General features: G+C 66.4%; 24 protein-coding genes. 13 read left to right on the top strand and 11 right to left on the bottom strand.

Annotated elements, in window-relative coordinates; genetic code table 11:
- Positions 1-54: 54 nt before the first annotated feature.
- Positions 55-1,872 carry a translational GTPase TypA gene (gene typA, locus FOC67_RS28355; protein WP_003096009.1) on the bottom strand — a complete coding sequence of 606 codons (1,818 nt, stop codon included), beginning with the start codon at positions 1,870-1,872 and terminating at the stop codon, positions 55-57.
- Positions 1,873-2,088: 216 nt separating this feature from the next.
- A complete protein-coding gene (thiI, locus tag FOC67_RS28350; RefSeq protein ID WP_003096011.1) occupies positions 2,089-3,543 on the bottom strand; it encodes a tRNA uracil 4-sulfurtransferase ThiI in 1,455 nt (484 codons plus the stop codon).
- Between the two features lie 336 nt (positions 3,544-3,879).
- Between thiI and glnA the strand changes: the two genes are divergently transcribed.
- Positions 3,880-5,289: a glutamate--ammonia ligase gene (glnA, locus tag FOC67_RS28345; protein WP_003096016.1), complete on the top strand. Its 1,410-nt coding sequence runs from the start codon at positions 3,880-3,882 to the stop codon at positions 5,287-5,289.
- Positions 5,290-5,436: 147 nt separating this feature from the next.
- The gene (locus tag FOC67_RS28340; protein ID WP_009314441.1) at positions 5,437-5,841 is read left to right on the top strand and encodes a hypothetical protein; all 405 of its coding nucleotides are present in this window, start codon (positions 5,437-5,439) and stop codon (positions 5,839-5,841) included.
- Here FOC67_RS28340 and FOC67_RS28335 read toward each other — a convergent pair.
- Positions 5,838-8,045 (bottom strand): mechanosensitive ion channel family protein, encoded by a 2,208-nt coding sequence (locus tag FOC67_RS28335; RefSeq protein ID WP_003111156.1) that lies wholly within the window; start codon positions 8,043-8,045, stop codon positions 5,838-5,840. The two genes, FOC67_RS28340 and FOC67_RS28335, sit on opposite strands and share 4 nt — an antisense overlap.
- A gap of 286 nt (positions 8,046-8,331) precedes the next feature.
- On the opposite strand from FOC67_RS28335, the gene FOC67_RS28330 reads away from it, so the two are divergent.
- The 4 genes from FOC67_RS28330 to ntrC all read left to right on the top strand — a co-directional run bounded on the left by FOC67_RS28330 (position 8,332) and on the right by ntrC (position 12,202).
- Complete coding sequence (locus FOC67_RS28330) at positions 8,332-8,853, top strand: DUF4124 domain-containing protein (protein ID WP_003096024.1); 522 nt, start codon at positions 8,332-8,334, stop codon at positions 8,851-8,853.
- Entirely contained in the window at positions 8,850-9,422 is a 573-nt protein-coding gene (locus tag FOC67_RS28325; protein ID WP_003096027.1) for a DUF4124 domain-containing protein, read from the top strand. The genes FOC67_RS28330 and FOC67_RS28325 overlap by 4 nt, the downstream gene beginning before the upstream one ends.
- Positions 9,423-9,692: 270 nt before the next feature.
- Complete coding sequence (gene ntrB / locus FOC67_RS28320; protein ID WP_003096033.1) at positions 9,693-10,769, top strand: two-component system sensor histidine kinase NtrB; 1,077 nt, start codon at positions 9,693-9,695, stop codon at positions 10,767-10,769.
- Positions 10,770-10,771: 2 nt separating this feature from the next.
- Positions 10,772-12,202 (top strand): two-component system response regulator NtrC, encoded by a 1,431-nt coding sequence (ntrC, locus tag FOC67_RS28315; protein ID WP_003104661.1) that lies wholly within the window; start codon positions 10,772-10,774, stop codon positions 12,200-12,202.
- Positions 12,203-13,004: 802 nt separating this feature from the next.
- On the opposite strand, the gene FOC67_RS28310 is transcribed toward ntrC, so the two are convergent.
- Positions 13,005-13,472, bottom strand: coding sequence for a hypothetical protein (locus FOC67_RS28310; RefSeq protein WP_003096038.1), 468 nt, complete (start codon positions 13,470-13,472; stop codon positions 13,005-13,007).
- Here FOC67_RS28310 and trmL point away from each other — a divergent pair.
- Positions 13,471-13,932, top strand: coding sequence for a tRNA (uridine(34)/cytosine(34)/5-carboxymethylaminomethyluridine(34)-2'-O)-methyltransferase TrmL (trmL, locus tag FOC67_RS28305; RefSeq protein ID WP_003096047.1), 462 nt, complete (start codon positions 13,471-13,473; stop codon positions 13,930-13,932). The two genes, FOC67_RS28310 and trmL, sit on opposite strands and share 2 nt — an antisense overlap.
- 58 nt (positions 13,933-13,990) lie before the next feature.
- On the opposite strand, the gene secB is transcribed toward trmL, so the two are convergent.
- The 3 genes from secB to FOC67_RS28290 are packed head-to-tail and all read right to left on the bottom strand — an operon-like array spanning position 13,991 to position 15,194.
- Complete coding sequence (gene secB / locus FOC67_RS28300; RefSeq protein WP_003096050.1) at positions 13,991-14,482, bottom strand: protein-export chaperone SecB; 492 nt, start codon at positions 14,480-14,482, stop codon at positions 13,991-13,993.
- A gap of 36 nt (positions 14,483-14,518) precedes the next feature.
- Positions 14,519-14,773, bottom strand: a complete 255-nt coding sequence (gene grxC / locus FOC67_RS28295) for a glutaredoxin 3 (RefSeq protein ID WP_003096057.1) — start codon at positions 14,771-14,773, stop codon at positions 14,519-14,521.
- A 1-nt stretch (position 14,774) separates the two neighbouring features.
- A complete protein-coding gene (locus FOC67_RS28290; protein WP_003096058.1) occupies positions 14,775-15,194 on the bottom strand; it encodes a rhodanese-like domain-containing protein in 420 nt (139 codons plus the stop codon).
- A 324-nt stretch (positions 15,195-15,518) separates the two neighbouring features.
- Between FOC67_RS28290 and gpmM the strand changes: the two genes are divergently transcribed.
- From gpmM to FOC67_RS28260, 6 genes are all read left to right on the top strand, one after another.
- Positions 15,519-17,066, top strand: coding sequence for a 2,3-bisphosphoglycerate-independent phosphoglycerate mutase (gene gpmM, locus FOC67_RS28285; protein WP_003096060.1), 1,548 nt, complete (start codon positions 15,519-15,521; stop codon positions 17,064-17,066).
- Positions 17,067-17,378: 312 nt separating this feature from the next.
- Positions 17,379-18,197, top strand: coding sequence for a CPBP family intramembrane glutamic endopeptidase (locus FOC67_RS28280; protein ID WP_009314444.1), 819 nt, complete (start codon positions 17,379-17,381; stop codon positions 18,195-18,197).
- Positions 18,198-18,346: 149 nt separating this feature from the next.
- Positions 18,347-19,633 (top strand): murein hydrolase activator EnvC, encoded by a 1,287-nt coding sequence (locus tag FOC67_RS28275; protein WP_174707759.1) that lies wholly within the window; start codon positions 18,347-18,349, stop codon positions 19,631-19,633.
- 28 nt (positions 19,634-19,661) lie between these two features.
- Positions 19,662-20,972 (top strand): proteolytic complex protein CptA, encoded by a 1,311-nt coding sequence (gene cptA, locus FOC67_RS28270; RefSeq protein WP_003096067.1) that lies wholly within the window; start codon positions 19,662-19,664, stop codon positions 20,970-20,972.
- Positions 20,972-21,745, top strand: coding sequence for a divergent polysaccharide deacetylase family protein (locus tag FOC67_RS28265; protein ID WP_003096069.1), 774 nt, complete (start codon positions 20,972-20,974; stop codon positions 21,743-21,745). The genes cptA and FOC67_RS28265 overlap by 1 nt, the downstream gene beginning before the upstream one ends.
- A gap of 68 nt (positions 21,746-21,813) precedes the next feature.
- Positions 21,814-23,295, top strand: coding sequence for a hypothetical protein (locus FOC67_RS28260; protein WP_009314448.1), 1,482 nt, complete (start codon positions 21,814-21,816; stop codon positions 23,293-23,295).
- Positions 23,296-23,331: 36 nt separating this feature from the next.
- Here FOC67_RS28260 and FOC67_RS28255 read toward each other — a convergent pair whose 3' ends face one another.
- From FOC67_RS28255 to hisF, 4 genes are all read right to left on the bottom strand, one after another.
- Positions 23,332-24,087: an ABC transporter substrate-binding protein gene (locus FOC67_RS28255; protein ID WP_003096075.1), complete on the bottom strand. Its 756-nt coding sequence runs from the start codon at positions 24,085-24,087 to the stop codon at positions 23,332-23,334.
- 149 nt (positions 24,088-24,236) lie between these two features.
- Entirely contained in the window at positions 24,237-24,989 is a 753-nt protein-coding gene (locus FOC67_RS28250) for an ABC transporter substrate-binding protein (protein WP_003106330.1), read from the bottom strand.
- Between the two features lie 90 nt (positions 24,990-25,079).
- On the bottom strand, positions 25,080-25,826 hold the full coding sequence (locus tag FOC67_RS28245) for an ABC transporter substrate-binding protein (RefSeq protein ID WP_003111636.1): 747 nt from the start codon (positions 25,824-25,826) through the stop codon (positions 25,080-25,082).
- A 171-nt stretch (positions 25,827-25,997) separates the two neighbouring features.
- A complete protein-coding gene (gene hisF / locus FOC67_RS28240; RefSeq protein WP_003106334.1) occupies positions 25,998-26,768 on the bottom strand; it encodes an imidazole glycerol phosphate synthase subunit HisF in 771 nt (256 codons plus the stop codon).
- Between the last annotated feature and the right edge of the window lie 3 nt (positions 26,769-26,771).

Raw genomic sequence — 26,771 nt, 5'->3', positions numbered from 1 at the left:
CCCTGCCTGCCGGCCGCGAGGCACGCCGTTGCGGCGCGCCGGTACGGCAACGGTTTAGACCTTGCTGCGCTCGTAGCGCTTGCGGTCGTTCTCGTTGAGCATCTTCTTGCGCAGGCGGATCGACTTCGGCGTCACTTCCACCAGCTCGTCGTCGGCGATGAACTCCAGCGCCTGCTCGAGGGTGAAGCGGATCGGCGGAACCAGGGCGATGACTTCGTCCTTGCCGGAAGCGCGCATGTTGTCGAGCTTCTTGCCCTTGGTCGGGTTGATCACCAGGTCGTTGTCACGGCTGTTGATGCCGGCCAACTGGCCTTCGTAGATTTCGTCGCCCGGGCCGAGGAACAGCTTGCCGCGGCTCTGCAGGGTCTCCAGCGAGTAGGTCAGCGCGGTGCCGGTGGCCATGGAGACCAGTACGCCGTTCTGGCGGTTGCTGACTTCGCCGGCCTTGATCGGACCGTAGTGGCTGAAGGTCGAGGTCAGGATGCCGGTGCCCGAGGTCAGGGTCAGGAAGTTGTTGCGGAAGCCGATCAGGCCGCGCGCCGGAATGGTGTACTCCAGGCGCACTCGGCCCTTGCCGTCGGGAATCATGTTGCTCAGGTCGCCCTTGCGCAGGCCCATCTGCTCCATCACCGAGCCCTGGTGCTGCTCCTCGATGTCGATGGTGACGTTCTCGTAGGGCTCCTGCTTCTCGCCGTCCTTCTCGATGATCACCACTTCCGGGCGGCCCACGGCCAGCTCGAAGCCTTCGCGGCGCATGGTCTCGATCAGTACCGACAGGTGCAGTTCGCCACGGCCGGAAACCTTGAACTTCTCCGGGCTGTCGCCCGGCTCGACGCGCAGCGCCACGTTATGCAGCAGTTCCTTCTCCAGGCGCTCCTTGATGTTGCGGCTGGTGACGAACTTGCCTTCGCGGCCGGCGAACGGCGAATCGTTGACCTGGAAGGTCATGCTCACGGTCGGCTGGTCGACGGTCAGCGGCGGCAGCGCCTCGACGTTCTGCGGGTCGCACAGGGTATCGGAGATGAACAGCTCCTCCATGCCGCTGACGCAGACGATGTCGCCGGCTTCCGCCTCGGCCACCTCGACGCGCTGCAGGCCGTGGTGGCCCATGATCTTCAGGATGCGGCCGTTGCGCTTGCTGCCGTCGTCGCTGATGGCCACCACCGGGGTGTTGGACTTGACCTTGCCGCGGGTGATGCGGCCGATACCGATCACGCCGAGGAAGCTGTTGTAGTCCAGCTGCGAGATCTGCATCTGGAACGGACCCTCGGTGTCCACCACCGGGGCCGGGACGTGGTCGATGATCGCCTGGAACAGCGCGTCCATGTTGTCGTCCATCTTCTCGTGGTCGAGGCCGGCGATGCCGTTCAGGGCGCTGGCGTAGACGATCGGGAAGTCGAGTTGCTCGTCGGTGGCGCCGAGGTTGTCGAACAGGTCGAAGATCTGGTCGATGACCCAGTCCGGACGCGCGCCCGGGCGGTCGATCTTGTTCACCACCACGATCGGACGCAGGCCGGCTTTGAAGGCCTTCTGGGTCACGAAGCGGGTCTGCGGCATGGGGCCGTCCTGGGCGTCGACCACCAGCAGCACGGAGTCGACCATCGACATCACGCGCTCCACCTCGCCGCCGAAGTCGGCGTGACCGGGGGTGTCGACGATGTTGATGTTGTAGCCGTTCCACTTGATCGCGGTGTTCTTCGCCAGGATGGTGATGCCACGCTCTTTTTCCTGGTCGTTGGAGTCCATCACCCGCTCGCTTTCCGCTTCTTTGCGGTCGAGGGTGCCGGACAGCTTCAGCAGCTTGTCCACCAGGGTGGTCTTGCCATGGTCGACGTGGGCGATGATGGCGATGTTGCGCAGATTTTCGATCACAAGTCTTGTCTCGTTTAACGCCCGAAGCGCAGCTTCGCGGCGGTGGTGGGGTCGGACAGGGCGGCGCCCGACACGACAGGCTTCTTCAATTAAGGGGCGGGCAGCAGGCGGACGCTGCCCCGGTCCGGCCGGCACGCCGAAGGGCGGGCATCGGCCTAGGCGGCGGACGTGTCGGGAGGACGGTGGCGGATGCTGCCGCCGAACAAGCCCGGCTGCTTAAGCCGGACGATAAACACGCACATTGGTGTGCCCCTCGTTGAGCAGGTGATGGGCATGCAGGCGGCTCATCACCCCTTTGTCGCAATACAGGAGGTACTGGCGGTTGGCGTCCAGTTCCTTGAAGCGGCTGTTGATCGCGTAGAACGGCAGCGCCTGGACTTCGACGCCTTCCAGGGCCAGGGGTTCGTCTTCCTGGGCATCAGGATGGCGGATATCGATGACAATCTGACCGGGCAGCACCTCGCCGACCTCTTCCACCTGCAGGTCCTGGCCGAGTTCGTCGATCACCCGGTCGACGGTGCGCTGGGTGGCGCGCTCCAGGGCGCGCTCGAGCACCGCCATGTCGAATTTCGACTCTTCGTGCTCGACGCGGTAGGGCTTGGCCTGGGTGGTCGGGTTCACCGAGATCACCCCGCAGTATTCCGGCATGTGCCGGGCGAACTCGGCGGTGCCGATCTGCCGGGCGGTGTCGATGATGTCCTGCTTGTGGCTGACGATCAGCGGGCGCAGCACCAGGGTGTCGGTAACGCGGTCGATCACCGAGAGGTTCGGCAGGGTCTGGCTGGACACCTGGGAGATCGCCTCGCCGGTCACCAGCGCGTCCAGCTCCAGGCGCTCGGCCACGCGGCTGGCGGCGCGCAGCATCATGCGCTTGAGGGTCACGCCCATATAGCTGTCGTCGACCTTGGTGAGGATCTCGCCGACCACTTCCTCGAACGGCACGCTGACGAACAGCACGCGCTGCGAGCGGCCGTACTTCTCCCACAGGTAGTGGGCGACTTCCATCACCCCCAGTTCGTGGGCGCGCCCGCCGAGGTTGAAGAACACGAAGTGGCTGATCATCCCGCGGCGCATCATCTGGTAGGCCGCCACGGTCGAGTCGAAGCCGCCGGACATCAGCACCAGCACCTGTTCCAGCGCGCCCAGCGGATAGCCGCCCAGGCCCGGATGCTGGCGATGGATGACGAACAGGCGGTCGAGGCGGATTTCCATCCGCACCTCGACTTCCGGCTGCTTCAGGTCGATCCCGGCAGCCCCGCATTCGCGGCGCAGGCCGCTGCCGACGTAACGCTCCACCTCCATCGAGGTGAACGCGTGCTTGCCGGCGCGCTTGCAGCGCACGGCGAAGGTCTTGCCGGCCAACTGGTCGCCGAAGTGCGCCTTGCACTTGGCGAGGATGTCGTCGAAATCGCCCAGCGGATACTCGTGGACCTCGAGGAAATGACCGATGCCCGGGGTGCAGGTCAGGCGCTCGATCATCTCGCGCCTGGCCTTGGCGTCGACCACGGCGGTCTCTACCTCAAGGTTGTCCCACTCGCCCTCGACCTTCAGCTCCGGGTCCAGGTCGCGCAGCACCGCGCGGATGTTCTTCGCCAACTGCCGGATGAAGCGCTTGCGCACCGGCCGGCTCTTGATGGTGATTTCCTGGAAGGTCTTGACGATGAGTTTCATGCGAGGGACGCGAACGCGCGGGGCGACGGAAAAAAAGGGGCGGAATTATATCTGAAATTGCTCACGTATTGAGCAGAAATATGCACAGTTATTTTTGCTGCACCAAAATGGAATGATGCACCAACATGGAGCACCATAACGGTGCACCCGAAGGCCGCCCAGCTACCCTGAAGAAGACCTGGCCCCGCCAAACATGGGGCCCTGCCCGATTCCGGGCACTGGCACGCAACTTGCTCACTTGTGAGGCAGGTTGCCCTGGCGGAGTATTCCGGCCGGCATCACCCGATACTGGGGCACAGAAAAAGCTCCCAGCTCTAATCCCTCCTGGAGGACAGCATGTCGTACAAGTCGCACCAACTGATCAAAGACCATGACGTGAAGTGGGTAGACCTGCGCTTCACCGATACCAAGGGCAAGCAGCAACACGTCACCATGCCGGCTCGCGACGCGCTGGACGATGAGTTCTTCGAAGCCGGCAAGATGTTCGACGGCTCCTCCATCGCCGGCTGGAAAGGCATCGAAGCCTCCGACATGATCCTGATGCCGGACGACAGCACCGCCGTCCTCGATCCGTTCACCGAAGAGCCGACCCTGATCCTGGTCTGCGACATCATCGAGCCGAGCACCATGCAAGGCTACGAGCGCGACCCGCGCAACATCGCCAAGCGCGCCGAGGAGTACCTGAAGTCCACCGGCATCGGCGACACCGTGTTCGTCGGCCCGGAACCGGAGTTCTTCATCTTCGACGAAGTGAAGTTCAAGTCCGACATCTCCGGCTCGATGTTCAAGATCTTCTCCGAGCAGGCTTCCTGGAACACCGACGCCGACATCGAGTCCGGCAACAAGGGCCATCGCCCGGGCGTGAAGGGCGGCTACTTCCCGGTACCGCCGGTCGACCACGACCATGAAATCCGCACCGCCATGTGCAACGCCCTGGAAGAAATGGGCCTGGTGGTCGAAGTCCACCACCACGAAGTGGCAACCGCCGGCCAGAACGAGATCGGCGTGAAGTTCAACACCCTGGTCGCCAAGGCCGACGAAGTGCAGACCCTGAAGTACTGCGTGCACAACGTCGCCGACGCCTACGGCAAGACCGTGACCTTCATGCCGAAGCCGCTGTACGGCGACAACGGCTCGGGCATGCACGTGCACATGTCGATCTCCAAGGACGGCAAGAACACCTTCGCCGGCGAAGGCTATGCCGGCCTGTCCGAGACCGCCCTGTACTTCATCGGCGGCATCATCAAGCACGGCAAGGCCCTGAACGGCTTCACCAACCCCTCGACCAACTCCTACAAGCGCCTGGTCCCGGGCTTCGAAGCTCCGGTGATGCTGGCCTACTCGGCGCGCAACCGTTCCGCCTCGATCCGTATCCCCTACGTATCCAGCCCGAAGGCCCGCCGTATCGAAGCGCGCTTCCCGGACCCGGCAGCCAACCCCTACCTGGCCTTTGCCGCGCTGCTGATGGCCGGCCTGGACGGCATCCAGAACAAGATCCACCCCGGCGATGCCGCCGACAAGAACCTGTACGACCTGCCGCCGGAAGAGGCGAAGGAAATCCCGCAGGTTTGCGGCAGCCTGAAAGAGGCGCTGGAAGAACTCGACAAGGGCCGCGCGTTCCTGACCAAGGGCGGCGTGTTCACCGACGAGTTCATCGATGCCTACATCGAGCTGAAGAGCGAAGAAGAGATCAAGGTGCGCACCTTCGTGCACCCGCTGGAATACGACCTGTACTACAGCGTCTGATCCAACGTTTCCTATAACAACGAGTCACCCTCTTGAGGCCTCCTTCGGGAGGCCTTTTTTATGGGCCGGCCCATGGAGAAACGCAAAGTTCGCCGCGCCGTTCGGTTAGACTTGCCGCGCTCCCCGCCCCAAGGATAAGGACCGTCCATGCGTCACTCTCTCTGGCTCCTGCTCGCCGTCGTCCTCAGCCTGCCCGCCCAGGCCGCCACCGAATGCCGCGATATCCGCGACCGCGACCTGCGGCGCATGTGCAACGCCCTGGAGCGCGGCGACAGCGGGGATTGCGGCGACATCGACAGCCGCGACCTGCGGCGTTACTGCGGCGCGCTGCTGGCGCCGGGACAGCGCTACGACTGCGACGACATCCGCGACGGCGACACGCGCCGCCAGTGCCGCGCCATCGTCCGCGGCGACCGCAAGCGCTGCGACGACATCGACAGCCGCGACATGCGCCGCCAGTGCCGAGCCGTGGTATCGCGTGCGCCGTGGCAGTGCGACGGCATCGACGACCGCGACATGCGCCGCATCTGCCGGGTCATCCTGTCGCGCTAGATGCCACCGTCCGCCGGCGTGCCCTGCTCGTCCGGTTCCGCGGATTTCGCCTTGGGCGCCCGGCTCAACTGTACGTTGAGACGCGGCATGGACAGTTCGAGGCCGGCCTGGTCGAGGCGCCGACGCAGGCGCAGGTTGAACGCCCGCTGGACCTCCCACTGCTTGATCGGCGCGGTCTTGAAGCGGAAGCGCAGGATCGCCTGGCCGTTGTCGAAACTCTCCACGCCCTGCAATTCCATCGGCGACCACAGGTTACGGTAGACCGCCGGGTCGCTGCGCAGCTCCATCGCGACCTCGCGCACCAGCGCCACCGCGTCGTCGATCGGCATGCTCGCCGGCACCGGCCAGCGGAACATCGCGTAGCCGAACTGGCGCGAGTAGTTCTTGATGCTCTTGATCTCGCTGAACGGGATGGTATGCACCACGCCGTCCAGGTCGCGCAGGCGCACGGTACGGATAGTCAGGCCCTCGACCGTGCCAAGGTGGCCGCCGACGTCGACGTAGTCGTCGATCGACAGCGAGTCCTCGATGATGATGAACAGGCCGGTGATCAGGTCCGCCACCAGCGACTGCGCGCCGAAGCCGATGGCCAGGCCGATCACGCCGGCACCGGCCAGCAACGGGGTGACGTTCATGCCCATGTTGGCCAGGGCGACGATCAGGGCGATCACCGCGATGGTGGCGAACAGCACGTTGCGGATCAGCGGCAGCATGGTCAGCGCGCGGGTGTTCGGCCGGCTCTTGCCGCCCAGGCCGAGGCTGTGCTGGATCGCGGTATCGGTGAGGATCCAGATCAGCCAGGCGACCAGCAGAGTGGTGCCGAAGCTGACCACCTTCATGCTGATCTGCTCGCCCTCGCCTTCCGCATAGCGAATCAGCGACATGCCCCAGACGCGCAAGGCGACCTCGATGAAGAACAGCACCACGAAGATGTGCAGCAGGGTGTAGCCGAAGCTTTGCAACTGTTCGATGTACGGCGCGCTGCGGCGCGGGCCGGCGCCGACCCGACTGGAACGGCGGCGGATCAGCCCGATCACGGTCATCGCCACCACCGCCAGCACCGCGCAGACCAACGCCCGGCGCAACGCCGAACTGCTGTCGCCGGCGGAAACGAAGGTGGCGAACAGGGAAATCCCCACCAGCACCAGCACCGGTACGAACCACAGCGAGCCGACCAGTTGCACCAGGTCGTGCAGGCTACGGCGCTTGAGGCGGCGCTCCAGCGGCTGGTTGCGGATCAGGTGGGCGATCGGCCGGCGGAAACGCATCACGAACAGCGCGGTGAACAGCGCGGCGCTAGCGTTGGCCAGGGTACTCAGGCAGATCGAGGTGTGCTCGCCGAGGCCGGCGATCAGCCGCGGATCGTGGGCGACCTCGCCCAGCGCGGCGAGGCTGCCGATCAGCCACAACGGGCGGAACGCCTGGCGCCGCAGGATATCCAGGGCGCGCTGGCGGTGCGGGCCGCTGAGCAGCGAGAGGGAAATCACGCACAGCGCGGAGAACAGCGTGCCGCAGACCAGCACATAGGCCATGACCATCGCCAGGGTCTTGCTCAGGGAGTCCGGCAGCACCACCGACAGGTACAGGGTGATGAGGAAGGCCACCAGCCAGGGGCCCAGCTTGCGCAGGGAAAACAGCAGCAGGTCGCGGGTCTTCGGATGCTGCGGCAACTCCGCCGACAGGCCGAAGCGCTCGCGCATGCGCCGGCTGAGCCAGAGCAGCGCGCTGGCCAGGCAGGCCCAGAGGAGGATCACCACCGAAAAATCGAAGACCATCGCCGGCAGGTCGCGCCAGCTGGGAAAGCGCTCCTCGAGTTCGGCACGCGCCAGCTGGAACTGGTTGCCCCATAACGCGACCGGGCTGTTCGCGCCCTGGAACTGCTTTTCCAGGCTGGTCAGGGTATCGCCGATCAGCCCCAGCACCCCACCCTCGCTTTCCTTGCCTTTCTTGGTCACGTCGCGCAGCTGTTTCAGCTTTTTCAGCAGGTCGGCGCGCTGCCTGTCGTTCTCCAGGGTCTGGATGACCTGGTTCAGCGATTGTTCCAACTGCGCATCGCTGACCTTCTCGCCACCGGAGGAACTCCCCGCCAACGGGTTCGGCAGCGCCGCGGCGCCCGGCGGCGAGTAGAACAGGGCGGCGCAGAGGCACAGCAGCAGGGCCGCCAGGACGCGGGAGCGAAGGGTGAAGCGGGCGATGATCGGCACGAGAAAGGCAGTCCCCAAGGTGAGAAACCGAAACAGCCGCATCATACAAGCCGGACACCCGCCGTTTCGAACGGGGCCGCCGGCCGGCGGCGCAAGCACAGACACTCTGGCGCAACGAGGGTTCGCCCCGCCAGTGCCGGCTGAGACGAACGCAGCCGCGCGGCGGGCACAGCGACCGCCAACGTGCCCCAGCGCACACCTTCGAATACCCGCATGCCGCACAATGCACGGCTTGCCAGCGCGCCGATGCGGTGCAACGCTTGGCAGGTTCACCCGGAGACCGTCCATGCGCCTGATCACCAGCTGCCTGCTCCTGGCCGCCGCCCTGCCGGCCATGGCGCAGATCTACCAATACACCGACGCCAACGGCAACAAGGTATTCACCAACCAGCCGCCAGACGGGGTGCAGGCGCAGACCGTCGAACTGCAGCCGACCAATACCGTAGGAATCGACACGCCGGAAAAGTCCTCCGCGGGCAATGCCCCGGCCGCCGATAGCGAGGCTGCCGCCTACGAGATCCTTGCCCTCAGCGACCTCCCCACGGAAGAGGCGCTGCGCGCCAACAACGGCACCTTCAACGTCAGCGTCAGCATCCGCCCGGCCCTGCACAGCGGCCACCAGTTGCAACTGGTGCTGGACGGCAAACCCTACGGCACGCCCAGCGGCGGCACCCGCTTCACCCTGCACGAGATCGACCGCGGCGACCACAGCCTCGCGGTACAGGTACTCAACGGCGAACGGGTGCTGCAATCCAGCCCGCCGGTGACCTTCACCGTGCAGCGCGTGCACCTCGGGAAGAAGCGATGATCCCGCGCATTCTCGGCGCCCTCCTGCTGTGCCTGGCCTGCGCCGCGCAAGCGGGGGTCTACACCTACATCGACGCCGAGGGCAACCGCGTCTACACCGACCAGCCCCCCAGCGGGCGCAAGGCCCAACGCGTCGAACTGGCGCCGGGCAACAGCGTGGCGCCGCCGGGCATACGCTATCGTCCGCCCGCCGCGCCGCTGGAGGTGAAGCCGCCGGCCTACCAGCTACTGCGCATCCTCTTCCCCGAACCGGACGCAACCCTGCGCGCCAACAGCGGCGACGTCATCGTCACCGTCACCAGCGAGCCGGCGCTGCTGCCCGGCCATCGCTATCGCCTGCTGCTCGACGGCAAGCCTGCCGGAGCGCCGGGACGCAGCCCGGTGTTCCCGTTGAAGAACCTCGATCGCGGCACCCACCAGGTCGCAGTGGAAATCATCGATGGCGACGGCATGACCGTCGAAAGCACCCCGAGCCAGCCCTTCCACCTGCATCGAGTGAGCATCGCCGGGCAACCCCTGCCGGAGGTCGATACGCCGCTGGTCAGCGCGGTACAGCCGAGCGAGCGCTAGCCGAACTTCCCCTGCCCACTCCGCCGTGGGCGGGATTTTCCGGTTTTTTTCCCGACTCTCCTGGCGAAAACGCCGCCGGCCACGTCAACGCACCAGATTGGTGCGATTACCCGCACCACTTTCTATACTGTCCCCATTTCGGGTCACCGCTCGTCGCCGAAAACCTTCCCGGCGCACCTCTAGCCAGCGCCTCGGCAGAAAAAACGCGCCTTTTCGGCGCCTGGTTTGCTTTTTGCATTTTCCTGCCCAACCTTGGAACAGCTGCCCGCCATGCCGACCGATACCCTGCACCGACTGTTGCTCGACAACCTGACCACCGCGGTGATCCTGCTCAACGGCGAACTGCGCCTGGAGTACATGAACCCGGCAGCGGAGATGCTCCTGGCCGTGAGCGGCCAGCGCAGCCACGGGCAATTCATCAGCGAGCTGTTCACCGAATCGCCGGAAGCCTTGAACTCGCTGCGCCAGGCGGTGGAACAGGCGCATCCGTTCACCAAGCGCGAAGCGACCCTGACCTCTATCACCGGCGTCAGCATCACGGTCGACTATGCGGTGACGCCCATCCTCAACCGCAACGAGACGCTGCTGCTGCTCGAGGTCCATCCGCGCGACCGGCTGATGCGGATCACCCGCGAAGAAGCACAGCTGTCCAAACAGGAGACCACCAAGCTGCTGGTGCGCGGGCTCGCCCACGAGATCAAGAACCCGCTCGGCGGCATCCGCGGCGCAGCGCAACTACTATCCCGCGAGCTGCCGGAAGAGTCGCTGAAGGACTACACCAACGTCATCATCGAAGAAGCCGACCGGTTGCGGAACCTGGTGGACCGCATGCTCGGCTCGAACAAACTGCCGAACCTGGCGCCGACCAACATCCATGAAGTGCTGGAGCGGGTCAGCAGCCTGGTGGAAGCGGAGAGCCAGGGCAGCATCACCCTGGTCCGCGACTACGACCCGAGCATCCCCGACCTGCTGCTCGACCGCGAGCAAATGATCCAGGCCGTGCTCAACATGGTACGCAACGCCATGCAGGCGATCGCCGGGCAGAACGACCTGCGCCTCGGTCGCATCACCCTGCGCAGCCGTACCCTGCGCCAGTTCACCATCGGCCACACGCGTCACCGCCTGGTGTGCAAGGTGGAGATCATCGACAACGGCCCGGGCATTCCGGCCGAGCTCCAGGAAACCATCTTCTACCCCATGGTCAGCGGCCGTCCGGACGGTACCGGACTCGGCCTGGCCATCGCCCAGAACATCATCAGCCAGCACCAGGGGCTGATTGAATGCGAGAGCCACCCCGGCCATACCGTGTTCAGTCTGTTCCTGCCCCTGGAACAAGGAGTGCATTGACCATGAGCCGATCAGAGACCGTCTGGATCGTCGACGACGACCGCTCCATCCGCTGGGTACTGGAAAAAGCCCTGCAGCAGGAAGGCATGACCACGGTGAGCTTCGACAGCGCCGACAGCGTGATCGGCCGCCTCGGCCGGCAGCAGCCGGACGTGATCATCTCCGATATCCGCATGCCCGGCGCCAGCGGCCTCGACCTGCTGGCGCAGATCCGCGAACTGCATCCGCGCCTACCGGTGATCATCATGACCGCGCATTCCGACCTCGACAGCGCGGTGGCCTCCTACCAGGGCGGCGCCTTCGAATACCTGCCCAAGCCGTTCGACGTCGACGAGGCGGTCTCCCTGGTCAAGCGCGCCAACCAGCACGCCCAGGAGCAGCAGGGCCTGGAGCTGCCGGCGAACCAGGCGCGCACGCCGGAGATCATCGGCGAGGCGCCGGCGATGCAGGAGGTATTCCGCGCCATCGGCCGCCTCAGCCATTCCAACATCACCGTGCTGATCAACGGCGAATCGGGTACCGGCAAGGAGCTGGTCGCCCATGCCCTGCATCGCCACAGCCCGCGCGCAGCCTCGCCATTCATCGCGCTGAACATGGCGGCGATCCCCAAGGACCTGATGGAATCCGAGCTGTTCGGCCATGAGAAGGGCGCCTTCACCGGGGCCGCCGCCCAGCGCCGCGGACGCTTCGAGCAAGCCGATGGCGGCACCCTGTTCCTCGACGAGATCGGCGACATGCCGGCCGACACCCAGACCCGCCTGCTGCGCGTCCTGGCCGACGGCGAGTTCTACCGGGTCGGCGGGCACACGCCGGTGAAGGTCGACGTGAGGATCATCGCCGCCACCCACCAGAACCTGGAAAGCCTGGTGCGCGACGGCAAGTTCCGCGAGGACCTGTTCCATCGCCTGAACGTGATCCGCATCCACATCCCACGGCTGGCCGACCGCCGCGAGGACATCCCGGCGCTGGCCCGGCACTTCCTCAGCCGCGCCGCCCAGGAGCTGGCGGTGGAACCCAAGCTGCTGAAGGCGGAAACCGAGGAGTACCTGAAGAACCTCGGCTGGCCGGGCAACGTCCGACAACTGGAGAACACCTGCCGCTGGATCACCGTGATGGCCTCCGGCCGCGAGGTGCACATCGACGACCTGCCGCCGGAGCTGCTGACCCAGCCGCAGGACAGCGCGCCGGCGGCGAACTGGGAACAGGCCCTGCGCCAGTGGGCCGACCAGGCGCTGGGCCGCGGCCAGTCGAACCTGCTGGACAGCGCCGTGCCGGCCTTCGAACGGATCATGATAGAAACCGCCCTCAAGCACACCGCCGGCCGCCGCCGCGATGCCGCCGTGCTGCTCGGCTGGGGCCGCAATACCCTCACCCGCAAGATCAAGGAGCTGGGGATGAACGTCGATGGAGCCGACGACGAAGGCGACGACTGAAGCGCCACTGCTCCCATGAGCGACCCAACGGGGCCTTCGGGCCCCGTTTTTCATGGTCCGTCGCGCGCCCCTGCCAAGCGAGACGCCGCCCCAGCCTCGGCAGGGCGCCCGCCCGATACCGTCGGTCAAACCGTGGCGTAGAGCGAATAACCGCATCGCGGTTATCCGCCGGTTGTGCAGGGCCGCGGCGGATAACGCCTATGGCGTTATTCGCCCTACCGTCCGCAGCACAGCCCCAGCCTCGGCAGAGCGCCCGCCGGCACCGTCGATCAAACCGCGGCGTAGGGCGCATCGCGGTTATCCGCCGGTTCGGCGGGGCAGCGGCCCTTGCCCGGATTTTGGGCAGCGTGCACCAGCAGGCGACAAATCGGCATCAATCGCTGGCGGAAAAGCCCGCTCCGTCATTTTTCCGCAATCGACTTCCCACAAACCCCTGGGATGCCGCCAAGCCCTTGATCCACGGGCTTCCAGAGGCATTCATCACCAGCTCGCCCACAGACTTATCCACAACCCTTCAGGAAAGCGAGCGCGCCGCCAGCGTCTCATGAGAATTGGCACAGCCCCTGCATTGGAGCAGATAACGAAGATTTCGGGGGCCTCGGTACAGGCAGGCTGGGGAATCCCCTCTTTTACACCCGGCGGCAGACGCAGCATCCGCGCGCAACCGCCACACCCGTTTCGGGGACCTCGGTACAGGCAGGCTGAGAACTCCCCTCTTTTATGCCCGGCGGCAGCGCAGCGATCCGCGCCTCCGCCCTCCCGTTTGGGGACCTCGGTACAGGCAGGCTGAGAATTCCCCCTTTTATTCCCGGCCGTCGCGCTCCTGCAGTTCGACGACCAGGCGCCAGCCCTCGCCGTCCTCCGACCACTGCCAGCGCCCCTGCAAGGGGCGGGTCGAGACCAGGCTCAACAGCAGCGCCTTTCCCTCCTCGCGGACGCGCCAGCGCAACGGCTGGCCCAGCCATCGCCCGTCTCCCTGCTGCGCCGCGCCCCGGGCGACGATGCGCAACGTCAGGGCACCCTCCACCCGTGCCGCCGTAACCGCAGCCTGGCGATCGAAGCGCAGGACCAGGCCCTGCTCGCTCTCCCCGACCGCCAGCAGTTGCGGCGCAGACGTCGGCAGCGAAGCGGGACCGAACAACCTGCCGAGCATCAGCCCGAACAACAACCCGGCAAGCACCAGCGCACCCCAGACTTTCCAGCGCTGGCGCCGCAGATCATCGATGGCGGAGGTAGAATGCCGCCCGTTATCTGCTCCGGAGCCCTGCATGTTCCACGTCATCCTGTTTCAACCGGAGATTCCTCCGAATACCGGCAACATTATCAGGCTCTGCGCCAACGCCGGATGCAGTCTGCACCTGATCGAGCCGCTCGGTTTCGAACTGGACGACAAGCGCTTGCGCCGTGCCGGCCTCGACTACCACGAATACGCCAGCGTACGCCGCTACCCGGATCTGCAGAGCTGCCTCGAGGCCCTCGGCCAGCCACGCCTGTTCGCCTTCACCACCAAGGGGTCGCGGGCCTTCCACGAAGTGGCCTACCAGCGCGGCGATGCCTTCCTCTTCGGCCCGGAAAGCCGCGGACTGCCGGAGGACGTGCGCAACGCCCTGCCAACCGATCGGCGCCTGCGCCTGCCGATGCGCGAAGGCTGCCGTAGCCTGAACCTGTCCAACACGGTGGCGGTGACCGTCTACGAAGCCTGGCGCCAGCTCGGCTTCGCCATGGACTGAGCCGGCCGGCAGGCATGAAAAAGCCCGCGCAAGGCGGGCTTTCTCGCAAGCGCTGGGCTTACTGGACCGACGGCGTCGGGATTTCGCCGGAGGCCTGCATGCGGGCGATTTCCTGGGCGTAGAGGGCGTCGAAGTTCACCGGCGACAGCATCAGCGCCGGGAACGAACCGCGTACCACCAGGTTGTCCAGGGCTTCGCGAGCGTACGGGAAGAGGATGTTCGGGCAGAACGCGCCGAGGGTATGGCTCATGCTCGACGGATCGAGGTTCTTGATCAGGAAGATGCCGGCCTGCTGCACTTCGGCGATGAAGGCAGTGGTGTCCTCGCCGTTCTTCACGGTCACCGATACGGTCAGGACCACTTCGTAGAAGTCGCCGTCCAGCTGCTTCTGGCGGGTGTTCAGGTCCAGGCTGATGGACGGGTTCCATTCCTGGCGGAAGATTTCCGGGGACTTCGGCGACTCGAACGACAGGTCGCGCAGGTAGATGCGCTGCAGGGAGAACTGGGGTTGCTGCTCGTCGGCAGCGCCGTTGGTAGCTTGCTCGGTCATTTTCGGGCCTTCCCTTGGGTCAATTCATGAATGGTTTCAGGCAGACAGCAGCGCGTCCAGCTTGCCGGCGCGCTCCAGTGCATGAAGGTCGTCGCAGCCGCCGACATGGGTCTCGCCGATCCAGATCTGCGGCACGGTGGTCGATCCCGCCTTGCGTGCCAGCTCGGCGCGCAGTTCGGGCTTGCCGTCGCAGGCGATCTCCTGGAAGTCCACGCCCTTGCGTTGCAGCAGCTGCTTGGCGCGGATGCAGTACGGACACCAGGCGGTGGTGTAGATCACGACGGGCGGCATGTCACTTCACCAGCGGCAGGTTGTCGCCGCGCCAGCTGCCGATCCCGCCGGACAGCTTGGCGGCGTTGAAGCCGGCCTTCTTCAGGACGCCGCCCCAGGTACCGGAGTGCTGGCCCATGGCGTCGACCAGGATGATGGTCTTGCCCTTGTACTTTTCCAGCTCGGTCATGCGGCTGTTCAGCTTGTCGGCCGGGATGTTCAGCGCGTCGACGATGTGCCCGCTGGCGAACTCCTTGGCCGGACGGATATCCAGGACCACCGCCTGGTCGGCATTGACCAGCGCGGTCAGCTCGCGGGTCGACAGGCTCTTGCCGCCCTTGCGCAGCTCGTGCAGCAACAGCAGGACCAGCAGGACCAGCAGCGCCGCGACCAGCAGGTAGTGGTTGGTGGCGAACTCGATCAGACGGGAAACGAATTGCATGGTGACGGATATCCAGGGCGTAAAAATGCCGGCCAGTATACAGACCGCGCCGGCCAGGGGGGAACCCGCCGGGCGGCGCCCCGCTCGGCTCCAGGAAATGGCGTCGCGGGAAACTTCACGGTTAGAATGCCGGTCCTTTTCTGTGAAGCTGGCCAGTTCCGGCCCGGGCACGGCTCGGGCAGGACAGAGGGAGCGAGGATAGCGGCATTCGGTTGCGGATCGGCGTCATCGGTTTAATCAATCAGCCTCTTCCTACGTTTTGAACGACAATGTTCCCACTAAATTTGGTCAGTTTCTGAACCCCGCGGAAATAGAGCCGGACATATGACTGCCACGCCCAAACCCCTGGTCCTGATCATCCTGGACGGCTTCGGCCACAGCGAAAGCCCTGACTACAACGCCATCTACGCCGCGAAGAAGCCGGTCTGGGATCGCCTCCTGGCGACCCAGCCGCACGGCCTGATCTCCGGCTCCGGCATGGACGTCGGCCTGCCCGACGGCCAGATGGGCAACTCCGAGGTCGGCCACATGAACCTCGGCGCAGGCCGCGTGGTGTACCAGGACTTCACCCGCGTCACCAAGGCCATCCGCGACGGCGAATTCTTCGAAAACCCGGTGATCGCCGGGGCGGTCGACAAGGCCGTCGCCGCCGACAAGGCGGTGCACATCCTCGGCCTGCTCTCTCCGGGCGGCGTACACAGCCATGAAGACCACCTGGTGGCGATGGCGCAGATGGCCGCCAGGCGCGGCGCCGGCAAGATCTACCTGCATGCCTTCCTGGATGGCCGCGATACCCCGCCGAAAAGCGCGCAACCGTCGCTGGAGCGTCTCGACGCCACCTTCGCCGGGCTCGGCAAGGGCCGCATCGCCTCGATCATCGGCCGCTATTTCGCGATGGATCGCGACAACCGCTGGGACCGCGTCCAGGCCGCCTATGAACTGATCGTCGACGGCAAGGCCGAGTTCACCGCCGACTCCTCGGTGGCAGCCCTCGAGGCCGCCTACGCCCGCGGCGAGAGCGACGAATTCGTCAAGGCCACCGCGGTGGTCCCGGCCGGCGCCGAAGCGGTGCGGGTCGAGGATGGCGACGCGGTGATCTTCATGAACTTCCGCGCCGACCGCGCTCGCGAGCTGAGCCGCGCCTTCGTCGAGCCGGCATTCAATGAGTTCCCCCGCGAACGAGCCCCGCAACTGGCAGGTTTCGTCATGCTGACCCAGTACGCGGCGAGCATCCCGGCGCCCTGTGCCTTCCCGCCGGAGCCGCTGACCAACGTCCTCGGCGAATACCTGGCCAAGCATGGCAAGACCCAGCTGCGCATCGCCGAGACCGAGAAGTACGCCCATGTGACCTTCTTCTTCTCCGGCGGCCGCGAGGAACCCTACGAAGGCGAGGAGCGCATCCTGATCCCCTCGCCGAAGGTCGCCACCTACGACCTGCAGCCCGAGATGAGCGCGCCGGAAGTCACCGACCGTATCGTCGAGGCCATCGAGCAACAGCGCTACGACGTGATCGTGGTCAACTACGCCAACGGCGACATGGTCGGCCACACCGGCGTGTTCGAGGCCGCGGTCAAGGCCGTGGAGTGCCTGGACACCTGCATGGGGCGCATCGTCGAGGCGCTGGACAAGGTCGGCGGCGAAGCCCTGATCACCGCCGACCACGGCAATGTCGAGCAGATGGAAGACGAGTCCACCGGCCAGGCGCACACCGCGCACACCTGCGAACCGGTGCCCTTCGTCTACGTCGGCAAGCGCAAGCTGAGCATCCGCGAAGGCGGCGTGCTGGCCGACGTGGCGCCGACCATGCTGACCCTCATGGGGCTGGAGCAGCCGGCGGAAATGACCGGTCGCAGCATCGTCATCCTCGGCTGATCCGCGAACGACGAACTCCCGCGCAGGGCGGATAACCGCGTCGCGGTTATCCGCCGCTTCTGCAGGCCATCGGCGGAGAACGCCTGCGACGTTATCCGCCGTAGCGGGCCGGGCGCCGCGCCCCGTTTCCTCGACGCCACCTTCCCCGCTTTAACGCTGCCGATCGGCCGACAGGCCTGGCCACGCGGCGTCGAGACGTGTGCCGCGGTTTTCATTTTCCGCGTCTTCCCCCTGCCTCCCGCTACGTCGCCGAGGCCCGTGCTAGCCTTGCCCGCGCTGTCTTTTCCATCTGCCCTACAAGGATTTCCGCCGATGTGGTTCCTCCTCGCCACCTCGCTCCTCGCCCTGTCCTTCCAGCGCCTGCTGGCCCTCGTCTTGCTGCTCGCGACCTGCTGCCTCGCCTTCTACGACGGGGTTCTCGCTCCGCCTGCGGTCGCCGCCCTGGCTGCACTGGGCGTCCTCGCCCTGTTGCGCCGGCGCCTGGCGGCACGCCGCGCCTGGGCCCTGGGCCTGGAGCTGCTGCTGGTCGCCGGCGCGGTGGGCCTGTTCCTGCACCTGCTACCCGGCTTCGCCAACCCCAGGATCCTGGACAAGGCGGTGGTCGGCCCGCAGAGCCTGCCGTTCACCATGTACTTCAACTTCGACAAGGCACTGGTGCCGTTCCTGCTACTGGCCTGCCTGCCGAGCCTGTTCCGCGACGAAGCCCGCGCTCCCGGCCGCCCCTGGTACTGGCTGCTGCTCGTGGCGGCGGTGCCGGCGCTGCTTCTGCTGGCTGTCGGCGTCGGCCTGCTGCGGCCGGAACTCCACGCGCCGGCCTGGCTCTGGCAGTTCGTCCTGGCCAACCTGTTCTTCGTTTCCCTTGCCGAGGAAGCGCTGTTCCGCGGCTACCTGCAGCAACGCCTGGGCCAATGGCTGGGCCCCTGGCCCGCCCTGGCGCTGGCCTCGGCGCTGTTCGGCCTGGCGCACTTCGCCGGCGGCCCGCTGCTGATGCTGTTCGCCGGCCTCGCCGGGCTGATCTACGGGTTGGCCTGGCTGTGGAGCGGCCGCCTGTGGGTGGCGACGCTGTTCCACTTCGGGCTGAACCTGACGCATCTGCTGCTGTTCACCTACCCGCTCTACAGACCCGCCTGATGCCCGTGGCCTTCGTCGTCGACGACATCCGCCGCTGCCATCCGGCTGAAATACGTGGAAGCGCCCCACAGCGCGCGGTGCGGGGCGTTTTTTTTAACGGCGGCCACGGGCATACTAGGCCGGTCCAATTCCCAGGTGCCCGCCACCCCATGCTCCGCCTCCTTCCTCTCCTGCTATCCCTCGCCTGTCTCGCTCCGGCCTTCGCCGACGAGCGCGCCGACACCCAACGCCAGCTGGAACAGACGCAGAAGGACATCGGCGAGCTGAAGAAGCTGCTGGACGGCATCCAGCAGGAAAAGAGCGGCGTGCAGAAGCAGCTGAAGTCCACCGAGACCGAGATGGGCGACCTGGAAAAACAGATCAAGGCCCTGCAGGACGAGCTGGACAAGAGCGAAGCCGAGCTGAAACGGCTGGATGGGGAGAAAAAAAAACTCCAGGACGCGCGCATTGAGCAGCAGCGCCTCCTCGCCATCCAGGCCCGCGCGGCCTACCAGAGTGGACGCGAGGAATACCTGAAGCTGCTGCTGAACCAGGAACACCCGGAAAAATTCAGCCGCACCCTCACCTACTACGACTACATCAACAAAGCCCGTCTCGAACAGCTCGCCAGCTTCAACGAAACCCTCCGCCAGCTGGCCAACGTCGAGCAGGACATCTCTGCGCAGAAAGCCGAACAACTGAGCAAGCAAGGCGAGCTGGACAGCCGCCGCGAGGCGCTGGCAGCGACCCGCAAGGAGCGCCAGCAAGCCCTGGCCAAGCTGAACAGCGACTACCGCGAACGCGACCAGAAGCTCAAGTCCCGCCAACAGGACCAGGCCGAGCTGGCCAAGGTACTGCGGACCATCGAGGAAACCCTGGCCCGTCAGGCCCGCGAAGCAGCCGCCGCGGCGGAGCGCGAGCGCCAGCGCGCGCTGGCCGCCGAACGCGAGCGTGCGCGCCAGCAGCGGGCCGCCCCCGGACGAGTCACCAGCCCGCCGCGCGAACCTGCGCCGGGCCCGCTGGTCTCAAGCACTGGCGCGGTCTACGGCGGCGCGTTCGGCTCGGCCCGCGGCAAGCTGCCGTGGCCGGTGAATGGCCGCGTCGTGGCGCGCTTCGGCAGCCAGCGCGGCGACGATCCGCGGGCGAAATGGGACGGCGTACTGATTTCGGCGAGCGCCGGCAGCACCGTCCGCGCGGTGCACGGCGGACGCGTGGTATTCGCCGACTGGTTGCGCGGAGCCGGCCTGTTGGTCATCCTCGACCACGGTGGCGGCTACCTCAGCCTTTATGGCCATAATCAAAGCCTGCTGAAAGACGCCGGCGACACCGTGAAGGCCGGAGACCCGATCGCCACCGTTGGAACCAGCGGCGGCCAGAGTAGCCCGGCCGTGTACTTCGCCATTCGCCATCAGGGCCGCCCGGCGGACCCTACTACCTGGTGCCGCGCGCAGGGATAGGCGCCGAACTCGTGATTAGGAGCTGAACATGCTGCATTGCTTCCGTCCCACCACCCTGGCGCTGGCCCTGCTGCTCGGCGCGGGCGCGGCCCAGGCTGCCGACGCCCCGGCCGACGCCGCGCCACTGGCCAACGGTAGCAGTGCCCCGCTGCCCCTCGACGAGCTGCGTACCTTCGCCGAGGTTCTCGACCGGGTGAAGGCCGCCTATGTCGAGCCAGTGGACGACAAGACCCTGCTGGAGAACGCCATCAAGGGCATGCTCAGCAACCTCGACCCGCACTCCGCCTACCTCGGCCCGGAGGACTTCGCCGAGCTGCAGGAAAGCACCAGCGGCGAGTTCGGCGGCCTGGGCATCGAGGTCGGCAGCGAAGACGGCTTCATCAAGGTGGTCTCGCCGATCGACGACACCCCCGCGGCCCGCGCCGGCATCCAGCCCGGCGACCTGATCGTGCAGATCGACGGCAAGCCGACCAAGGGCCAGTCGATGACCGAAGCGGTCGACAGCATGCGCGGCAAGGCCGGCTCCCCGATCACCCTGACCATCGTCCGCGATGGCGGCAGACCGTTCGACGTCGAACTCAAGCGCGCCATCATCAAGGTCAAGAGTGTCAAGAGCCAGGTCCTCGAACCCGGCTACGCCTACCTGCGCATCACCCAGTTCCAGGTCAACACCGGCGAGGAAGTGGTCAAGGCGCTGAACCAGCTGCGCAAGGACAACAAGGGCCGTCTCAAGGGCCTGGTCCTGGACCTGCGCAACAACCCCGGCGGCGTGCTGCAGTCCGCCGTCGAGGTAGCCGACGCCTTCCTCACCAAGGGCCTGATCGTCTACACCAAGGGCCGCATCGCCAACTCCGAGCTGCGCTTCAGCGCCGACCCGGCCGATCCCAGCGACAAGGTTCCGCTGGTGGTGCTGATCAACGGTGGCAGCGCCTCGGCGGCGGAAATCGTCGCCGGTGCCCTGCAGGACCAGAAGCGCGCGATCCTGATGGGCACCGACAGCTTCGGCAAGGGCTCGGTGCAGACCGTGCTGCCGCTGAACAACGACCGCGCCCTGAAGCTCACCACCGCGCTCTACTACACCCCCAACGGGCGCTCCATCCAGGCCCAGGGCATCGTTCCGGACATCGAAGTCGGACGCGCCAAGGTGACCCAGGAGCGGAGCAGCTTCGAGGGCTTCAAGGAAGCCGACCTGCAGGGCCACCTGGCCAACGGCAACGGCGGCGCCGACCGCCCCACCGGCAAGCGTGCCGCGCCGAGCGAGCGCCCGCAGGATTCCGACTACCAGCTCAGCCAGGCCCTTAGCCTGCTGAAAGGCCTGAGCGTCACCCGCGGCAACTGATGTCGGCGTTCCGCGTTGCCCTGCTGGGCCTGTGCCTGCTGTTCAACCAGGCCCAGGCCCGCCAGGACCCCGTCCCCTACCAGCGCCCGCCGCTGCTGACCGTGGTCATCGATGACCTCGGGCAGAACCTGGCACGCGACCGCCGGGTTCTCGACCTGCCCCCCGGCGTAACCCTGGCGATCATCCCGGAAACCCCGCATGCCGCCGAACTGGCCCGCGAGGCGCACCAGCGCGGGCGCACGGTGATCCTGCACATGCCGATGGACCCGGCCGGCGGTCCCTACGCCTGGCGGCCGGAGCTGACCCAGGAAGAGCGTGCGCGGCGGCTGGACGCGGCGCTGGCCAAGGTGCCGTTCGTGCAAGGCCTGAACAACCACGAGGGCAGCCGCATGACCGCGGTGCGCCCGGCGATGGCCTGGCTCGCCGAGGAACTCCAGCGTCGCGGCCTGTACCTGGTCGACAGCCGCACCAGCGCCGCCACCGTGGCCGCCAGCGAGGCGCAGCGGATCGGCCTGGCGAGCGTCTCGCGCGATGTGTTCCTCGACAACGAAGCCACACCGGAAGCGGTCTCCGCACAACTGCAGGCCGGCGTCGCCCTGGCCCGCAAGCAGGGTTCGGCGTTGCTCATCGGCCACCCGCACAAGGCCACCCTCGACGTGCTGGCGCGGGAGCTGCCGAAGCTGCGCGCCCAGGGCATCGAGCTGGTACCGCCGCAGATGCTCATCGGCGAGCGCGGCAACCGCAACGTCAACCCACGCCAGGCGCCGCACTGAAGCCGGGTTTACCGGCGTCGCGGCAGCGGTTAAGGTGACGTCCTCGTCATTCCTGCACGGACGCACCGATGGCCCGCCCTTCCCCTCCCATGCCCCTGCTCGCCGCCGCCCTGCTGGTCGCAGGCGCGATTCCCCTCGGTTTCATCTGGATCCTCACCAGCGCCAAGTTCGAGATAGGCGGCGCCAGCCCCGGCGAGAGCACCGTCGGCAAGGTCGAGAACATCGACCAGCGCGCCATGGAGCAATTCTGCACCGGCGTGCGGGCGACGCCCGCCGGCACCTGGCTGGTAGGCCGGCGCGAGGTCGGCCGCGACGAGCAGGCTCTGCCCGAGGGCGTCATCGACCTGGACCTGGTGGCGGCCGCCCAGCCCAGGGAAGAAGAGTCCGAACCCCACCTCTTCAACTTCCTCAACGGCATGCTGCTATCCGGCGGCGATCCGGAAACCACCTATGTCTCGCGCCTGGGCGCGGACGGCGTGTTCCACGAAGTGGCGCGGCTCGGCGAGACCGCCTGCCTGGAAGTCACGCCGGACGGTTCCAGCGTCTTCCTGCTCACCGGCCTGCGGCGCCCGGGCAAGGACAACGGTCAGCGCGAGCAGACAGTGGTGCTGCGCAGCGACGACCAGGGCAAGAGCTGGCGGCGGCTCGAGGAAGGCTTCATGGCCGAGGCGAATCGACTGGGCTGGGCTCTCGCACCGCGCTTCCACGGCAAGGATGAAGTCTGGGTCTGGGGTGATTTCGAATACGGCGGTGCCGATGGCGGCCGGGAACCCGGCCAGCCGAGCGGGCTGTTCTATTCGCCCGACCGCGGCGCCAGTGTCGAGTCGATCGCCACCTCCGCGCCGCTGCTGGTCGACCTCGCCTACGCCCGCGAGTTGGCGCCGAACGGCGTCAACTGGGGCGACTACAACGGCAAGCACGGGCAGATCAAGGCACACGTCGCCCAACTGGACGCGGAGCGCGCCGCGATCTGGGTAAGCCAGACCTTCCGCTATGGCCCACCCGAGGGGCGCTACCTGACCAGCTCGATATTGGTCACCACCCAGGCCGAACTGCGCCGCGAGGGCGAACGCTGGCAGATGGGCGCGATCCGGCGCACCGACGGCGTGGCCGTCGAGCGCCTGGAACAGAACATGGACGGTCGGGTGATCGCAGTGCTCGACCACCCGGACGAATCGCGCTCGCTGATCGCCGAGCTCGATCGCGACGCGCTCGAATGGAAGATCACCGGCAAGCTGCCCAGCCCGTTCTGGCCCCTGCCGTCCAGTTCCGGGCTGCGCGAGTTCTACATGGGCAGGAATGTGCTGCTGGCCAACACCATGAGCCACTACGAAGTGCCGCTGTGGCTGTATCCCGACGAGGAGCCGGCGAGCGTCTCTGCCAACGCGGTGTACTACTCGGACGACTGGGGTTCATCCTGGCGCCGCCTGGACATCGCCGGCTACCTCGGCGTGCTCGGCTTCGACGAGGCGCACGACCGGGTGTTCTGGGCCCGCGGCAACTGGTACGACAGCCGCGACCTCGGCGTCCAGGCCTACGACCTGAACTGAGCCCCCTCGCCGCGCCGGCGGAGGGGCGCCCGCCAGTCAGAGGTAGTTGGCGACGGCTTCGTCGACGAAGCCTTCCTGGCGCATCTGCTCCAGGGCCTTTTGCAGGCGCTCCACCACCTCGTCCGGAGTGTCCTTGTTCAACGCCAGGTAGAGCTTGGCCTCGTTGAAACGCAGCACCGTCTGCAGGCCGGACACGCCTTCCTGCTTGGCCAGGTAGCGGCCGACCGGATCGGTAGTGGCCCACAGGTCGATCTGCCCGCCGGTAAGCTTCTTCACGTTTTCCTGGTCGCGCAGGGCGTTGATTACCGGGATGCCCTGGGCCTCCAGGTGCTGGCTGACCGCGTCGTTCTTGTAGGCGCCGAGCTTGTAGCGGGCGGCGTCTTTGAGATTCTTCACGGCGATCTTGCTGCCGGCCGGCGCCAGCAACACCCAACTGGTGTCGGCCAGCGGGCCGACCCATTTGAACTGCGGCACCCGCTCGGGGGTGTAGGTCATGGAGAACAGCCCGTAGCCGGGCTTGTCCAGGGTCAACCGGTACAGGCGGTCCCAGGGGAAGCGCAGGCTCAGGGAATAGCCGATGCCGGCGCGCCTGAACATCTCCCGGACGATGTCGGCACTGATGCCGTCGATGCCATCGTCGCGGGCGAAGTTCTTGTCGTCCACCGCCATGTTGAAGGGCGGGAAGTTCTCGGTCAGCAGCACCACCTTGTAGTCGGCGGGCAATTCGGCACGGGCCGCGGAGGCCCCCAGCAACACCCCCAGGATCAGGGTCTGGATCAGGACTTTCAGCATGGTCACACCGCTCGCTTGGTTATCGTTATTGGCTAGCGGCATCCCTGCGTCAGGACGAAATACCTGGCTCGTCGGCCTTCCATGGCATTGCCGGCGGGGCCGGCAAAGGCGTTTCCCCGCCCGGCCCCCTGTCGGCCGGACGGAGCGAATCAGAGATAGCTGTTGAGGATGTCCTCGACGAAGCCTTCCTTGCGCATGCCGTCCAGGGCTGCCTGGAGCTTCTGCACCACTTCGTCGGGAGTCTCGCGGTTGAGCGCCAGGTACAGCTGGTCGCTGTTGAAGCGCAGCACCGTCTTCAGGCCGGTCACGCCTTCCTGCTTGGCCAGGTAGCGCCCGGCGGGATCGCCGCTGGCCCAGAGGTCGATCTGGCCCTTGACCAGCTTCTGCGCGTTTTCCTGGTCGCGTAGCGCCAGGTCGGCCTCGAAACCGTTCTTGCCGAGGAACTCGGCGATGGCATCGCCCTTGTAGGCGCCGATCCGGTATTTCTTCGCCTCGTCCAGGCTGCCCAGGGTGATCGGGCTGTCGCCCTTGGCCAGCAGCACCCAGTCGTCCGGGCCGATCGGACCGACCCACTTGAACTTGTCCTCGCGCTCGGCCAGGCGGGCGGTGACGAACACCCCGTAGCCGGGCTTCTCCAGCGCCAGCTTGTAGATGCGGTCCCAGGGGAAACGCAGGGTCAGGCTGTACTTGATGCCGGCGCGCTTGAACATCTCGCGGACGATATCCACGGCGATGCCGTCGATGTTGTCTTCCTGGGCGAAGTTCTTGCCGTTGATCGCCATGTTGTACGGCGGGAAGTTCTCCGTGAGCAGGACCATGCTGTAGTCGGGATCGGTTTCGGCGCGCGCGCCGCCGACCAACAGCAGGGTTGCGAGCAGCGCGAAGAGCAGGCTTCTTTGCATTGTTGTCATCCTGTCAGGGGCCTGGAGCGAGGCAGAATAACCAGCGCCGCGCCGCCAGGCCAGCCTTTTGCCAGCATCGCCGGCGAGGCGTCAGTAGCGCTCGCGGATCTGCTTCAACAAGCCTTCGCTGCGCAGCGCGTCGACCGCCGTTTGCAACTTCTGCACCAGCTCGTCCGGGGTGTCCTTGTTCAGCGCCAGGAACAGCTCGGCGGTATGGAAACGCTGGACCACCTTCACCTCCTTGAGGCCCTCGCGCTGGGCGACGTAGCGCCCGCTCGGATCGGCGGTGACCCAGAGATCGATCTGCCCGCTGGCCAGCTTGTCGACGTTCTCGTTGTCGCGCAGCGCCAGTTGCACCTGCAGGCCGCGGTCGACCAGGTGCTGGCTGATGGCGTCGTTCTTGTAGCCGCCGATGCGATAGCGCGCGGCGTCTTCCAGGCTGTTCAGGTGGATGCTGCTGTCGCCGCGGGCCATCAGTACCCAGTCGTTGACCGCCAGCGGGCCGACCCACTTGAACTTGTCCTCGCGCTCCGGCGTACGGGCGGTGGAAAACACGCCATAGCCGGGCTCGCTCAGCGCCTGCTGGTAGACCCGGTCCCAGGGGAAACGCAGGATCAGCTGGCACTCGATCTGCGCGCGCTCGCAGGCGGCGCGCACGGTATCGGTGCTGATGCCGCTGATGCCATCGTTCTTGGCGTAGTTGCCGCCGTTCACCGCCATGTTGAACGGCACCAGGTTCTCGGTCAGCAGGACCAGGGTTTCGGCGCGCGCCAGGGCGCTAGCGCATAGCAGGGCCAGGCTGCCGACGCAGCCGAGAGCCAGACGGAAGATGGACATGGAGGACTCCCTGTCGGTCGCAATGTTTGTCGTTATGGCAGGGCATCGGCGCTCTAGCGGCACCTGATGCGGGGGGCGTGACTGTACCTGAAAGAAAGCCGCGCGAGTGTCGACTCGCGCTCAGGAATGGCTAGCCGATCACCGGCCCTGTGCGCTGCGGCGCAACGTGCCTCAGCGCACCACGATACCGCGGCTGGCCAGGTAGGCCTTGGCTTCCGGCACGGTGTACTCGCCGAAGTGGAAGATGCTCGCCGCGAGCACCGCGTCGGCCTTGCCCTCGAGGATGCCGGCGGCCAGGTGCTCCAGGTTGCCGACGCCGCCGGAAGCGATCACCGGTACGTTCACCGCCTCGCTGATGGCGCGGGTCACGCCCAGGTCGTAACCGCTCTTCACGCCGTCCTGGTCCATGCTGGTCAGGAGAATCTCGCCAGCGCCCAGGTCTTCCATCTTCTTCGCCCAGAGCACGGCATCCAGCCCGGTGGGCTTGCGCCCGCCATGGGTGAAGATTTCCCAGCGCGGCGCCTCGCCTGGGGCGGAAACCTTCTTCGCGTCGATGGCGACCACGATGCACTGCGAGCCGAAGCGGTCGGCGGCCTCGCCGACGAACTCGGGGTTGAACACCGCGGCGGTGTTGATCGAGACCTTGTCCGCGCCGGCATTCAGCAGGTTGCGGATGTCCTGCACGCTGCGTACGCCGCCGCCCACGGTCAGCGGAATGAACACCTGGCTAGCCATGCGCTCGACGGTATGCAGGGTGGTGTCGCGCCCGTCGACGCTGGCGGTGATATCGAGGAAGGTGATCTCGTCGGCACCCTGCTCGTCGTAGCGGCGAGCGATCTCGACCGGGTCGCCGGCGTCGCGGATGTTCTCGAACTTGACGCCCTTGACCACTCGGCCGTTGTCCACGTCGAGGCAGGGGATGATGCGTTTTGCCAGTGCCATGCG

Source organism: Pseudomonas sp. FDAARGOS_761, from assembly GCF_013343155.1.
GTDB classification, from domain to species: Bacteria; Pseudomonadota; Gammaproteobacteria; order Pseudomonadales; family Pseudomonadaceae; genus Pseudomonas; species Pseudomonas aeruginosa.
This window is presented reverse-complemented; position numbering and strand designations above follow the sequence as displayed.